Here is a 13,789-nt window from a genome sequence, read left to right as displayed (position 1 = left end):
ATACATTTATACCATTTTTTGTAAATAACTTCAGTTTATTTTTTATTTGATTATATCATAAATGCTTATATAAACTCATATATTAGTAAGATTGTTTTTAACAAAACCCTCCAGTCACACTTAAAATAATATCCAAAATATAAATTTATAATTTTTTACCGCATAAAAATAGAAGCTCTTATCTAAGCTTCTAAAATTATCAACTAGTTATAAGTTTTAATAAGTTTTTTTCCAGTCTAATATTATCTTCGTCAGTTCTTTTTTTGGGGTTAGAGGTCTTTCCTCCACTCCTTCTTATTTTCTGCGATATATGTCTTTCTTCCAATAATCTATCTATGTTTTTCTCATCATATATATATCCCTTAGGGTTTATTACTTTCGCTTTCTTAGATAGACATATCGCAGCCACACCATAGTCCTGAGACACAATTATGTCACCTTCTTTAGTTTCATTCATTACATACATATCTACACTTTGAAATCCACTATCAACAACTTTAACTACAGAATAATTGCTCTGTATAAAATGATGAATATCACAATAAATTATCACTGGAATATTGTGTTCTTTTGCCGCTTTTTCAATAATGGAGATGCCTGGACAGGCATCTCCATCAATAATAATCTTCATAATTAAACTAAAGTCTCTTTTCTAGTTCAGCCTTCATATCTTCATATCCTGGCTTTCCTAGTAAAGCAAACATATTCTTTTTATAAGCTTCAACACCTGGTTGATTAAATGGATTTATTGCTAAAAGATATCCACTTATTCCACAAGCCTTTTCAAAGAAATAAACCATGTATCCAAAATAATATGCTGAAATTTCTGGTACACTTAATACCATATTAGGAACTCCACCGTCATTGTGAGCTAATAGTGTTCCTTCAAATGCTTTCTTATTAACGAAATCCATGGTCTTTCCAGCTAAGAAATTTAATCCATCTAAGTCATTATCAGCTTCTTCTATATTTATTTCATATTTTGGTTTTTCAATATTTACAACTGTTTCAAACATTATTCTTCTTCCATCTTGGATATATTGACCCATTGAGTGAAGATCTGTTGAAAAATCTACTGCTGCTGGGAATAATCCTTTATGATCTTTACCTTCTGATTCTCCGTATAATTGTTTCCACCATTCGTTGAAATAATGAAGTGATGGTTCGTAATTTACTAATACTTCAATTGATGCTCCTTTATTATATAAAGCATTTCTAGCTGCTGCATATTTATAAGCGTCATTTTCTTTAATTGATGGTACTGAATAAGCTGTTCTTGCATCTGCAGCACCTTTCATCATTTCATCAATATCGATTCCAGCCGCAGCTATAGGCAATAATCCAACCGCTGTTAATACTGTAAATCTTCCTCCAACATCATCTGGAACTACAAAAGTTTCATATCCTTCTGAATCAGCTAATGTCTTTAAAGCACCTCTAGCTTTATCAGTTGTTGCATATATTCTCTTTCTTGCTTCTTCTACACCATATTTCTTTTCTAAATATGATTTTAAAATTCTAAATGCAATTGCTGGTTCTGTAGTTGTACCTGATTTTGAAATTACATTTAAACTTACATCTTTTCCTTCAATTACTTGTAGAAGTTCTGCCATATATGTTGAACTTATATTATTTCCAGCAAAAAATATTTGTGGAACTTTTCTCTTATCACTTCCTAATACATTATGGAAATTATTTGTCAACATTTCAATAGCTGCTCTAGCTCCAAGATATGATCCACCTATTCCAATAACTATTAAAACATCAGAGTCTGATTTAATCTTTTCTGCTGCCTTTTTAATTCTTGCAAATTCTTCTTTATCATAATTTACAGGAAGGTCTACCCAACCTAAAAAATCATTACCTGCGCCTGTTTTATTGTGTAAATCTTCATGAACAGCTTTAACCATGCTTTCCATATTTTCAAGTTCTGCTTCTTCTAAATAAGGAGAAACTTTTGATAAGTCTAGTGATATACCTTTATTCATTCTTCTATCCTACCTCCATATATAACTAAAAATAATTTTATTATTCAATTATATCATAAATTCTCAATATCTCATCTTTGCTTTTAACTTTTTTACAAATAATATATCAAATAATAACCTGAAATTAATCTTATTTAATCTTTACTCGGTTCTATTTTTTCTAATTGTATGAATTAATATTCATCTTATCCTTATTGATATCAACTTATTTTTAATGCTTGCCATAACATATTGTTTATTAAATATCAATCATTTTTAAAATTTTAAAAGAGAAAACTAAGTTTTCTCTTCATAAAATGTAAATTATATATTTTTCAATTATTAAAATCTAGATAACTTTGTTAATTTTTTAACTTTGTTCTATGCTAATTGGCCAGATAATTAAACTTATTCTGTACTAATATCGTTTTTATTTAACCTCTTGTTTTTCCCCCAGCAATATTGTAAGTAACTCCATGAATATAACTTGCTCTATCACTAGCTAAATAGCAAACTAAATCTGCAACTTCTGAAAGCTTTCCTGATCTTCCTAATGGAGTTGTTGAAGTTTTACTATATCCTGCTCTTAATTCTTCTACAGTAATTCCTCTAGTATAAGCTAACGCTGTCTCATATTCTAAAGTTCTGAGTCCTGTAGCTTCTAAAATCCCTGGCGCAACTCCGATAACTCTTATACCTAATTTCCCCAGCTCCTTTGCCCATGAGCGAGTTAAAGAATTTACTGCATTCTTACTTGCTGCATAAACACTTTGCCCCTCAGATCCTTCCAATCCGCTTTCAGAAGACATATTTATAATAACCCCTTTTCCTTGACTTGCCATCTCTCTTGCAGCTACTTGAGCACATAGAAATACACCTTTTACATTTACATTCATAACTTTATCCCAAACATTTTCATCTAACTCAAATTTTCCTTTTGGTTCTTTTTTATCAACTAGTAATCTAGGAATATTAATACCTGCATTATTTACAATTATATCAATAGTTCCAGTAATCTCTTTAGCCTTCTCAATCATTTTTTCTACGCTATCTCTATCTGCAACATTAGTAACTATATATTCCATATGTCCATTATGATCATCAAATTCAGGTTTGTTTGGATTCATATCACAAACAACTACATTTGCACCATTATTTAAAAACTCTTGTGCAACTGCCTTACCAATACCAGATGCTCCCCCTGTTACAATTGCTGTTTTTCCTTCTAAATTAAGCCATGTATTTTTCATAAAAATTCCTCCTGATTATTTAACTTCATTATTTAATGCCATTTTATTATCATTTCGATTTCATATAAATTTTAGATATAATTATGCTAATATAAATATTTCACTTCCTATTTTGAGTTTAGGAATTTCTTTTTTCTCCACACAAATTGTCCCTGATAAAGTAGGTACTTTAGAACCATTAAACGCAACAGTTATATGTCCTAAACTCACTAGATTCTTCTCAGCCACATCTCCAACAGCTGTTATTTCAAAAGCCATTCCATCAATCATAAATACTTGTCCAGGTTTAATTGTTTCTTTAACTTCCTTTATATTAATAGAGTAACAGTAATCTGCTAGTGTATCTGGTGCATTATCTCCAAAAAATATTATCATTCCTTCTTCTAAGAATGTTTCTGCTAAATCTCCTAAGGCTTTTACTTTATTTTCATAGATTATCTTACTACTCATAGATGCTTTCATCCCTTCAAATATATTTCTTTGTAAAATTATTATTTATTCTAAGCTACTTAGATTATCGGCAATTTAACATGGTATTACCTTGACCACATAATATTTCAAAATCTTTTTTAAAGTTCTCTACAGCTACATCCACGCAAGCGTTTTTAATTAAACCTTCGATTACATCAGGTGAAATTGTAGCCGCTCCAATTCCATACTTGCATAATTCTAATACTTGTTGTGAATTCTTAAAACTAGCTGCTAATACTTCTGTTTTTAAATTGTTTTTCTCAAAAATATCGTGAATGTCTTTTGCCACTTGAACACCATTTGCTCCCAAATTATCAATTCGGTTTACATATGGAGCAGCATATTGAGCACCTGCTTTTCCAGCTAGATATGCTTGCATTTGAGTATATATAGCGGTAGCAGTAACATTAATTTCTTCTTTTCTAAGAATTTTTATAACCTTTAACCCCTCTCTAGTTACAGGTATCTTTACATAAGTATTTTTACCTAGCTCTTTAATAATTTTATGTGCTTCTTTAAGCATACCTTCTGAACTTTCAGAAATCACCTGTACATGTAATTCCGAGTTTTCTCCAATAAATTCACGTATTTCTCTTAATATTTCATACGGCTGTTTTCCATACTTATACAAAATACTCGGATTACTAGTTACACCATCAATTGGGAATATGCTGAAAACATCTTTTATTTTTTCAATATTTACATCATCAATAATTAATTTCACTATGGATAACCCTCCTTTTATTCCACTCCTTGCATCTAAATCAGCAATGTATTTTCCTTGGTGCAATTGAGCAATTCATAAGAACCACTCAATCGCAATTAAATAAATTTTATAGTTTATTGATACAATCCTATACTTGCAACCCATGCAACTGCTACTCTAGGTACACCAATCATGAAACGTGAATACAATACAGATGGAACACCAACCTCTACTGTTTCTGGTTCTGCTTCAGCTAGACCTAAACCTACTGGAATAAAGTCACATGCACATTGTGTATTAATAGCGAATAATGCTGGTAATGCTAAGCTTGGAGGAATAGTCCCTTTACCTATTTCAACACCAATTAAAGTACCTACGATTTGTGCTATAACTGCACCTGGTCCAAGTAATGCTGATAATAGAGGAATAGAGCATATGAATCCAAGAATCATAAGTCCAATTCCGTTTCCTGCTAATGGTACTAATATTTTAGCGAACCAATTACCAAATCCCGAACCTTGTATAATTCCTATTAACATCGCAACAAATGCCATGAATGGTAATATTGTTGTAATCATCGATTGAACTGCATCACGGCCTGCTTGGTATAGTGTATTTACAACTTTACCTGCTCCCATACCAATTTTTTGAACAATGCTTGATTTACTGTTTTCAGCCAAACTTTGTGATACTTTCTTATCCGCACTATATTTAAATTCTCTTTTTCCTTCTTCAGGCGCTTTTGTGCTCTTTATAGGTTCTGCACTTGAATCAGCTAAAGAAATTTGATTTAAACCAACTGCAGATACATAGATGTCTTCTGTAATGAATTTTGCTAAAGGCCCACTTTTACCTACTGGCATAACATTTATTGTCGGAATTCTCTTTTGTGGGTATATTCCACAGCGAAGTGTTCCACCACAATCAATAATAACTAAGAAAATTTGTTCCTCTGGTACAGATGTTTTAAATCCATTTACCGCTTTACATCCTGTTAAGTTAACAATCTTTTCTACAATTTCAGGTTCAGCTCCACCACCTGTAATATATAATAATGTATCTTTTCCTTCTTCAGGTTTTACTGTAAGTGGACCGCCAAAGCCTCCACTACCTTTTACAATTTTAATTGCATTATATTTTTCCATATGAATACCCTCCTAAACTAATTTGCCTTAAGTTGATTACTTAATTCAATACCTTGTTGTCTCATAACAATCTTTGTAGTAAAATCAGTTACCCATCCTGCAAAGAAATTCATTACTAAACCTACTAATAAATAACGAAGTCCTAAAGCTGTTGGATCAAGGCCAAGAGTTGTAATACCATTTGCAATACCTAGGTAAATGAATATTTCACCTACGTTAATGTGAGGAAAAATACCGCTGTTTGTATGACAATGATACGATGCTGATGCATAGTAGCTTGGTTTCATTCTTTCAGGAAGAAATTTTCCCATTGATAATGCCATTGGATTACCTAACATAAAGGCTGATAGGAATGGTAAAACTCCATAAGCTAATATAACATTTCTAGATGCAAACTTTGCAAATCTATCAACTTTATCTTGTCCAATAAAAGCAATTATTGAATTCATAAAAACTAAAAGTAATAATACCTTTGGGATAATTCCTGTTACCCAACTAACAAATGTATTTCCACCAACTTCAAATAAATACATAAATCCTTTTGCAAAATAAACAATTGCGTCCATATTAATATCTCCTTTCTAATTGTGAGCTTTTAATTTTTTAGCTGTAAAAATATTACCTAATCTTTGTAATGGACTTTGAGGTTCTACAACTTCGCCACCGCCCATAATAACGTTATAATTGGAAGAGGCTTCTAGTACTGCTTTGGTTAATGGTTTAGCTAAGTTCTTACAATCTGCTTGAGTTAATCTACCAACATCTTTTCCTTCAAATCCGTTTAGTTTCTTAACCCTTGCAAGTACTGTTATTCCTTGCATATAACCGCCTTCAAGTATAATTCCATTTTGATCGATAGCAAACATTGCAATACATCCAGCACGGAAACCACCTTTTACTTTACCAATGGCAACTCTTCCTCTTCTTCGCAATTTACTATAGTAAGCCGTGAAACTTTTCATTTGAGCAAATGTTAGTATATATTGGAGTATAAATGCAATTCCAAAGCATATAATCAAAAACCAAAAATTCATCATAAACCTCCTACTTATAAATCAAATATATCGTTTTCTTTTGTAAAATGTAGAATTAATTCTTTATAACTTTTTACCTTTGAAAGAGCTTCAATGGTATTCTTATCATTGGCAATAGCTATAATTTCATCATAAATTTTAACTAAGAGTGTATCATCCTTAGTTTGTTCTGGAAGTCCTACCAAGAATACTAGTTTTCTTTGATTGTTTTCTCCAGCCTTTTCTGAAATTATTCCTAGACTGACTACTATTTCATCATTTTCATAATTGATAGTATGAGGAAATGCTATAGATTCATTAAAAACCATCGTAGATTTTTCTTCTCTTTTTCTTATTCTTTCCTTAAATCCATCGTCTACATAACCTTTTGAGTATAGATTATCAATCATATGATCAACATTTTCTAAATAACTCAATTGATTATCCAAAATAAAGAAGGTATCTTCATCTAAAATACTTAGTAATATAGAATCCATTCCCTGCATGGATGGCATGTCTAATTTATCTATATACTTAATACTTTTTATTCTTTTCTTCAGCGCTTCTTCATCAAATATTTTCTCTAAATATATTACAGTGGCTGTTGTCTTAAAGTTAGCTTGGACAGTAGATAGAACCAAATTGTACTTATCTAGTATTTCGCTAGTAACTGTGCTATCTGAATACAAATCTATAACTGTGTTCGCATCAAAAATACCTTTTAATTGACTAGCAACCAACCTAGCTGTAACTCTTCCAGTTCCGCATATAACTGCTACTTTGTATATTTTACTTTTTTCTATTTGCTGTTCTGAAATAAAAACTCCAAAGTATGCTGCTATAAATCCAACTTCATCTTGCGTCATTTTTACATCAAGACTTTTCTCAATAACATCTCGCGCTAACTCTGCCATTTTGTACGCTACTTTATATTTTTTCCTGATCTCATCTACTATAGGATTATGAATATGGACCCCATACTTTAAACGATTTACCAAGAAGGCCATATGGTATACAAAATCTTTCAAGATATCATCTAGCGTAATATTTAAACCCATGTCATATTTAATGCGCTCTAATATATGATTTACTAAATTTGATACTTCTTCTGTAATTTCAACATGCGGTGAAATCCCTTCTATGTTAGTCGGAGTATTCATTCCTATAATAGGCAATGCTAGGAAAATTCTTTCTTTAATTGGAATACTTATAGTAAGCCTTTTTTCAACTGCATCTGATATAGTATTTACCAATGTAAATTCCCAACTTCTTAATAATTCACCATATTTCTCGCTTAATGTATTGATTGTATGTCCATTTAAAAGGCGATCTAAAGTTACAACTAGGGAATGTATGAAAGATTCAAATGTCGTTGTATCGAACTGATATTGATCCGTTATCTCTTTTACTAAATCAATAACATCTTCATCTAATTCGTATTCTCCATAAATCATTTCATAAAGGTTCTCAAGTACAAGAAACCTTATATTTAATTCTGTACCTTTTAAGGCTAGTCCATTATTTGTTTTCCCTATAATTTTTAAATCGTAGTTATTAAGTATCTCTCTCATTTTCTTTAAATCACTTATTACTGTGGTTCTTCCGACATTCATCTCACACGCTAGGTCATCAGTTAAATATGGCTCTTCACTATTCATAAGCTTATATAAAATAAATGCCATTCTTCTTTGAGGTGAATTAAGAAATTCTTTTTGGTTATATATATTAGTCTTAATCTCCTCAAATTTGCTATTATCAATAATATAAATTTTATATATTCCTTGCTTATTATCAATTAGCGCAGATCCTTTTAATAAACTATTCAACTCTTTTACATCATTTTTAACGGTTTTTGAGCTAACCTCAAATTTTTCAGCAATGGCGTCAACAGAAATGGAATGTCTTCGTTCAATTAATTTTAGAATTCTTGTCGAACGGTTTTCAGTATAAAAATACTTCATTTTTGCCTCCTTGAAAAGAATCAATACTTATTAATTCATTTAAATTAAAATAAAATTATTGCTATTAATCTTACTTTAACTTGTTGTTCTTTGATTTTAGAAGTCTTTAAAAATTATACTCATAGTATAATCTTATGACTATCTTATATTCAAAGGTTGATTTTTTCAAGCGTTTTCGATGCCCCCTTTCTTTAATGTAATTATACTTTATAAAATGATAACGATTAATGCCGTCTTTTTCCTCTATAGAGAAAATGTTTGCACAATTGTATTCAATTAGTATTAAAAGTAACTTTTTTAATTAACTCTTATCTAATATGGACTATTTAAATTATCACTATAACCATATTTATATTAAATAAAAAAGGTGTTTAACAATGATTTTTCAATCATTTATAAACACCTTTTTTATATAACTACTTATTATATAATTTAGTTCTGCTTAACAGCATCTACAACATCTATTTCTTCTAATATAATCTAAGACCTCTTGTTTTGCTTTTTCATACCCAGCGCAATATCCTTGCTTGTATCCAGCTGTCTCTCCTGCTGTTTCTCCTGCTGTATTTCCATCCTCATACCCATCACGATATCCATCTTTATAGCCATCATTATATGCATCTTCCAACGCATCAGCTAAACAGTCATTATTTACGTTAGCTCCAAGAGTTCCATTGCCACAAGGATTACAATTTCTACTATCCATCTCTCCACGTTCTTCTTCACAATTACAACGTCTGCAATTTCTATTATTTCTGTTTTCCATTATTTCCTCTCCTTCGTAATCAGCATTAATTTTCGTTTAATCATTGCTAAAGCGCTTAGTTAAAGTATTACTAGTATCAAATTATTATTTATTTGACTATAAAATTTAATACCTATCTAATAATATATTATGCTGTTATGTTTTATTTGCTATCAGTTAGAGAAAATATGTATTTACTGCTTTAAAAAGATTATTCAGAAAATCTAACGTTAGTAGTATTGTCATTGTAAATTTCTTTCCTACCGTTTTTTACTCCTTTTCTCATTTATCACATCTTCAAAAAATCAACAAAAAAGTAGCTTAAATGTTACCTTTTTTAGATAATATCTAAGCCACTAAATTTTTTATTATATTTTCTTTAAGTGTCTATCCACCTTATTTAATAAGCCTCAATCCTATTCCCACTCTATAGTAGCTGGTGGTTTTGAAGTTATGTCATAAACAATTCTGTTTACTCCCTTAACTTCATTTACAATTCTTCTGCTTACTAAATCTAAAATTTCGTATGGAATCCTTGCCCATTCAGAAGTCATTGCATCACTTGATGTAACTGCTCTTAAAGCTATTGTATGAGAATATGTTCTTTCATCTCCCATAACTCCAACAGAACGGATATTAGGTAAACATGCAAAGTATTGCCAAATAGATTCATCAAGATTTGCATTTGCAATTTCTTCTCTGAATATTGCATCCGCTTCTCTAACTATTTCAAGTTTTTCTTCTGTAATCTCACCTAAAACTCTAATAGCAAGACCTGGTCCTGGGAAAGGCTGTCTCCAAACTAATTTGTGAGGAATTCCAAGCTCTTCTCCTACTGCTCTAACTTCATCTTTAAATAATTCTCTTAATGGTTCTATAAGTTCAAATTGCATATCTTCTGGAAGTCCACCAACATTATGATGAGATTTTATAGTTGCTGATGTCTTAGTTCCACTTTCTACGATATCTGGATAAATTGTTCCTTGAACAAGATAATCAATTTGACCAAGTTTTTTAGCTTCTTCTTCAAAAACTCTTATAAATTCTTCGCCGATTATCTTTCTCTTAGTTTCTGGATCTGATACTCCTGCAAGTTTTCCAAGGAATCTATCTGAAACATTAACTCTCTTAATGTTCATATCAAATTCCTTCTTAAATACTCTTTCAACAGTATCGCCTTCATCTTTTCTTAGTAAACCATGGTCAACAAATATACAAGTTAGGTTGTGACCAATAGCCTTATGTACAATCATTGCTGCTACTGAAGAGTCAACTCCACCAGATAAAGCACATAACACTTTCTTATCTCCAACTAATTCTTTTATTTCTTTTATTTTTTCTTCTGCAAAAGATCCCATAGACCAGCTGTTTTCTAACCCACAAATATTGTGTATAAAGTTTTCTAGCATTTTTTGCCCAAATTGAGTGTGTTCAACTTCTGCATGGAATTGAACTCCATAAAGTCTTTTTTCTTCATTTTCCATAGCTGCAACAGGACAAACTTCTGTAGTTGCTATTACCTTAAATCCTTTTGGAGCTTCTTCAATATAATCAGTATGACTCATCCAAGCTATACCATCAGTTTCAATTCCTTCAAATAATTTAGATGATTTATCTAATTTTACATTTGTTTTTCCATATTCTCTTACTGGTGCTGTCGCAACTTTTCCACCTAGCAAATGTGCCATTAGTTGATCACCATAGCATATTCCAAGTACTGGCACGCCTAATTCAAATACTTCTTTTTCTACAGTTGGAGTATCTTCTCCATAAACACTGTTAGGACCGCCTGTAAATATTATACCTTTTGGATTTTTAGCTTTTATCTTTTCTATAGTATAGTCATATGGAATAATCTCGCAATAAACGCCACATTCTCTTACTCTTCTTGCTATTAGTTGGTTATACTGTCCACCAAAATCAACAACTAAAACTAAATCTCTTTTCATGTTCTCCTCCTAAACTCTTCTTATAAATTCTATTATCAACTAAATAAATCTTTTTATCAATAAATTGAGACAATTTTCACCGAAAATTATAAATACTAATTTAAATAATCTCTATAATTATAAATTAATCAAATAATGCACAGTTCACATAAGTGGTATATTTTATGATTGTGAACTGTGCATTTTACTATTGTCCTACACTATAATTAGGTGCTTCCTTAGTAATGTTAATATCATGTGGATGGCTTTCTCTTTGACCTGAAGCTGTCTGAACCACAAAATTAGCTGTTTCATATAAAATTTCAAAATTCTTTGCTCCTAAATATCCCATTCCTGATTTAATTCCACCCAATAATTGGAATATAGTATCTGAGACAAAGCCTTTATAAGCTACTCTACCTTCAACACCTTCTGGTACTAATTTCTTATTTCCTTCTTGGAAATATCTATCTTTAGATCCACATTCCATAGCAGCTAAAGATCCCATTCCTCTATAAACTTTATAGCTTCTTCCTTGATATATTTCCATTTCTCCTGGTGCTTCTTCACATCCTGCAAATAATGATCCCATCATTGCTGCAGAAGCTCCTGCTGCTAGTGCTTTCACTATATCCCCTGAATACTTAAGTCCACCATCAGCAATTATAGGAACTCCATACTTCTTACCTACTTCTGCACAATCCATAACTGCAGTTAATTGAGGGACTCCAACCCCAGCTACTACTCTCGTAGTACAGATTGATCCCGGTCCAATACCAACCTTAACACAATCTGCTCCAGCCTTTATTAGATCCTCTGTTGCTTCCGCTGTAGCAACATTCCCAGCTATAACTTGAAGATCAGGATATACTTTCTTTATTTGTGAAACAGCATCTAAAACTCCTTTTGAATGTCCATGTGCTGTATCAAGAGTTATAACATCAACTTGTGCTTTAACTAATGCATCAACTCTTTCCATCATGTTTCCAGTTACACCTACTGCTGCTCCACATAATAATCTACCCTTCTTATCCTTTGCAGCATTTGGAAACTTTCTAACTTTTTCAATATCTTTCATTGTAATTAATCCCTTCAGACGGCCTTCACTATCAACTAAAGGTAACTTTTCTACTTTATGCTTTTTTAATATTTCTTTTGCTTCCTCTACAGTAGTATTTTCTGAAGCAGTTATTAAATTATCTTTTGTCATCACTTCTGAAATTTTTCTTTGGTAATTTGTTTCAAATATTATATCTCTGTTTGTAATTATTCCAATTAATTTTCCATCTTGAGTTGTTATTGGAACTCCTGATATTCTGTATTGTGCCATTAAGTTCTCTGCATCCTGAATAAGATGATCTTGAGATAAAAATATAGGATCTGTAATTACTCCATTTTCTTGTCTCTTAACTCTATCTACTTCTTTTGCTTGCTCTTCAATAGTCATATTTTTATGTATTATTCCGATTCCGCCTTCTCTTGCAACAGCAATTGCCATCTTCGACTCAGTTACAGTATCCATTCCTGCACTCATTAAAGGAATATTTAATTCTATAGTCTTTGTTATTTTTGTTTTTGTGCTCACTTCTCTTGGTAATATATCCGATTTATTAGGTACCAATAATACATCATCAAAAGTATATGCAGTCTTAATTATTTTTCCCATTATAGTTCCTCCTATTTTTTGAATTATTTATTTCATTTTCAGTATTTTATGATTTTTTGCTTGCATTGCTTGTACTATTTTTTTGTACAAAAAAAGCACATTAACCTCAAAAGTGATGTTAATATGCTAATAAATCTATAGATTTAGCCTATACTAATATCACTTATAGTCGGAAATTTACGGCTCCCGGTAGATACTCCTTGCCATATTCAAGGTATATATAAGTTTTCAAATGTGCTATATTTTAAATTAAAATTATTATAATGTATGTACAATCTAAAGTCAATAAATTTGAAGCTAAAATTGCAAATTTACTTCAATAATGTAAGTTAAATTTTTTGTTATCGATATCTTTTCTATTTTTTTACATCATCTTTGGTAGATCCATTATCAATCGTCGTCGGATTTAAAATATCTGTATTTTCTGTGAAATCAAATTCTGCACCATTTACTACATCATAACAATTTTTTAAACTTGTGCTACTAGTATTTAAATTACCAAATTCAACTCCATCTAAATACTTACTAATCCCTTTGTTGCTTATAGCCGAACTTACACTAGTGCTTTCACTTAGAGGCGAATCATTTTTCAAATTATATGATTCAACGGCCATTATTACTTTTCTGCACTGATCTACAACTTTAACTTTTTTCGCTTCATTTATATAGCCATTTACTTTAGGTAAAATAGCAACAGCTAAAATACCAATAATTGCAATTACTGCAATCATTTCAATTAAAGTAAAAGCTTCTCTCTTTCTCTTCTTACAGAATCTTTTCTTTGACATACTATCTTTGAATCTAAATTTACATTTAATGTATAAAGAAATCATTATTCATTATCCATCTCCTATTAATGTTTTTATTTAAATTATGTCTAATAGGAAATCTTTTATACAATAAATGGAAAATATTCTCTAATAATTTATACTATTGA

13 protein-coding genes and 1 riboswitch are annotated in these 13,789 nt (G+C 30.9%); all 13 genes read right to left on the bottom strand.

Annotated features, from left to right (window positions below):
* Window positions 1-199: 199 nt before the first annotated feature.
* The 13 genes from KEC93_RS01810 to KEC93_RS01750 all read right to left on the bottom strand — a co-directional run bounded on the left by KEC93_RS01810 (window position 200) and on the right by KEC93_RS01750 (window position 13,640).
* Window positions 200-631, bottom strand: coding sequence for a YaiI/YqxD family protein (locus KEC93_RS01810; RefSeq protein ID WP_017209838.1), 432 nt, complete (start codon window positions 629-631; stop codon window positions 200-202).
* 7 nt (window positions 632-638) lie between these two features.
* Window positions 639-1,988: a glucose-6-phosphate isomerase gene (locus KEC93_RS01805; RefSeq protein WP_017209837.1), complete on the bottom strand. Its 1,350-nt coding sequence runs from the start codon at window positions 1,986-1,988 to the stop codon at window positions 639-641.
* Between the two features lie 413 nt (window positions 1,989-2,401).
* Window positions 2,402-3,217 carry an SDR family oxidoreductase gene (locus KEC93_RS01800; RefSeq protein WP_011967689.1) on the bottom strand — a complete coding sequence of 272 codons (816 nt, stop codon included), beginning with the start codon at window positions 3,215-3,217 and terminating at the stop codon, window positions 2,402-2,404.
* A gap of 81 nt (window positions 3,218-3,298) precedes the next feature.
* Window positions 3,299-3,667, bottom strand: a complete 369-nt coding sequence (locus KEC93_RS01795; RefSeq protein ID WP_031276098.1) for a glucitol/sorbitol-specific PTS transporter subunit IIA — start codon at window positions 3,665-3,667, stop codon at window positions 3,299-3,301.
* Window positions 3,668-3,731: 64 nt separating this feature from the next.
* Complete coding sequence (locus tag KEC93_RS01790) at window positions 3,732-4,412, bottom strand: fructose-6-phosphate aldolase (RefSeq protein ID WP_077868523.1); 681 nt, start codon at window positions 4,410-4,412, stop codon at window positions 3,732-3,734.
* A 116-nt stretch (window positions 4,413-4,528) separates the two neighbouring features.
* Entirely contained in the window at window positions 4,529-5,539 is a 1,011-nt protein-coding gene (gene srlE, locus KEC93_RS01785; RefSeq protein WP_077830911.1) for a PTS glucitol/sorbitol transporter subunit IIB, read from the bottom strand.
* Between the two features lie 17 nt (window positions 5,540-5,556).
* Complete coding sequence (gene srlA, locus KEC93_RS01780) at window positions 5,557-6,105, bottom strand: PTS glucitol/sorbitol transporter subunit IIC (protein WP_011967685.1); 549 nt, start codon at window positions 6,103-6,105, stop codon at window positions 5,557-5,559.
* A gap of 15 nt (window positions 6,106-6,120) precedes the next feature.
* Window positions 6,121-6,573 (bottom strand): transcriptional regulator GutM, encoded by a 453-nt coding sequence (locus KEC93_RS01775; protein WP_077868522.1) that lies wholly within the window; start codon window positions 6,571-6,573, stop codon window positions 6,121-6,123.
* Window positions 6,574-6,587: 14 nt separating this feature from the next.
* Complete coding sequence (locus KEC93_RS01770; RefSeq protein WP_077868521.1) at window positions 6,588-8,513, bottom strand: BglG family transcription antiterminator; 1,926 nt, start codon at window positions 8,511-8,513, stop codon at window positions 6,588-6,590.
* Between the two features lie 442 nt (window positions 8,514-8,955).
* Entirely contained in the window at window positions 8,956-9,279 is a 324-nt protein-coding gene (locus KEC93_RS01765; RefSeq protein WP_023976021.1) for a FliH/SctL family protein, read from the bottom strand.
* A gap of 395 nt (window positions 9,280-9,674) precedes the next feature.
* Window positions 9,675-11,207 carry a glutamine-hydrolyzing GMP synthase gene (gene guaA / locus KEC93_RS01760; RefSeq protein WP_023976022.1) on the bottom strand — a complete coding sequence of 511 codons (1,533 nt, stop codon included), beginning with the start codon at window positions 11,205-11,207 and terminating at the stop codon, window positions 9,675-9,677.
* A gap of 187 nt (window positions 11,208-11,394) precedes the next feature.
* Window positions 11,395-12,852 carry an IMP dehydrogenase gene (gene guaB, locus KEC93_RS01755; protein WP_011967680.1) on the bottom strand — a complete coding sequence of 486 codons (1,458 nt, stop codon included), beginning with the start codon at window positions 12,850-12,852 and terminating at the stop codon, window positions 11,395-11,397.
* Window positions 12,853-12,998: 146 nt separating this feature from the next.
* Window positions 12,999-13,096, bottom strand: a riboswitch (purine riboswitch).
* Window positions 13,097-13,208: 112 nt separating this feature from the next.
* Window positions 13,209-13,640: a type II secretion system protein gene (locus KEC93_RS01750; protein ID WP_031276100.1), complete on the bottom strand. Its 432-nt coding sequence runs from the start codon at window positions 13,638-13,640 to the stop codon at window positions 13,209-13,211.
* Window positions 13,641-13,789 lie beyond the last annotated feature (149 nt).

Origin of the sequence: Clostridium beijerinckii, assembly GCF_018223745.1 — a bacterium.
GTDB classification, from domain to species: Bacteria; Bacillota; Clostridia; order Clostridiales; family Clostridiaceae; genus Clostridium; species Clostridium beijerinckii.
This window is presented reverse-complemented; position numbering and strand designations above follow the sequence as displayed.

Coding starts and splice junctions, on each gene's coding strand:
- KEC93_RS01750 (WP_031276100.1), bottom strand. CDS start 13,640: ATGTCAAAGAAAAGATTCTGTAAGAAGAGAAAGAGAGAAGCTTTTACT.
- guaA (WP_023976022.1), bottom strand. CDS start 11,207: ATGAAAAGAGATTTAGTTTTAGTTGTTGATTTTGGTGGACAGTATAAC.
- KEC93_RS01770 (WP_077868521.1), bottom strand. CDS start 8,513: ATGAAGTATTTTTATACTGAAAACCGTTCGACAAGAATTCTAAAATTA.
- KEC93_RS01800 (WP_011967689.1), bottom strand. CDS start 3,217: ATGAAAAATACATGGCTTAATTTAGAAGGAAAAACAGCAATTGTAACA.
- KEC93_RS01765 (WP_023976021.1), bottom strand. CDS start 9,279: ATGGAAAACAGAAATAATAGAAATTGCAGACGTTGTAATTGTGAAGAA.
- srlE (WP_077830911.1), bottom strand. CDS start 5,539: ATGGAAAAATATAATGCAATTAAAATTGTAAAAGGTAGTGGAGGCTTT.
- KEC93_RS01775 (WP_077868522.1), bottom strand. CDS start 6,573: ATGAATTTTTGGTTTTTGATTATATGCTTTGGAATTGCATTTATACTC.
- KEC93_RS01805 (WP_017209837.1), bottom strand. CDS start 1,988: ATGAATAAAGGTATATCACTAGACTTATCAAAAGTTTCTCCTTATTTA.
- KEC93_RS01810 (WP_017209838.1), bottom strand. CDS start 631: ATGAAGATTATTATTGATGGAGATGCCTGTCCAGGCATCTCCATTATT.
- guaB (WP_011967680.1), bottom strand. CDS start 12,852: ATGGGAAAAATAATTAAGACTGCATATACTTTTGATGATGTATTATTG.
- srlA (WP_011967685.1), bottom strand. CDS start 6,105: ATGGACGCAATTGTTTATTTTGCAAAAGGATTTATGTATTTATTTGAA.
- KEC93_RS01795 (WP_031276098.1), bottom strand. CDS start 3,667: ATGAGTAGTAAGATAATCTATGAAAATAAAGTAAAAGCCTTAGGAGAT.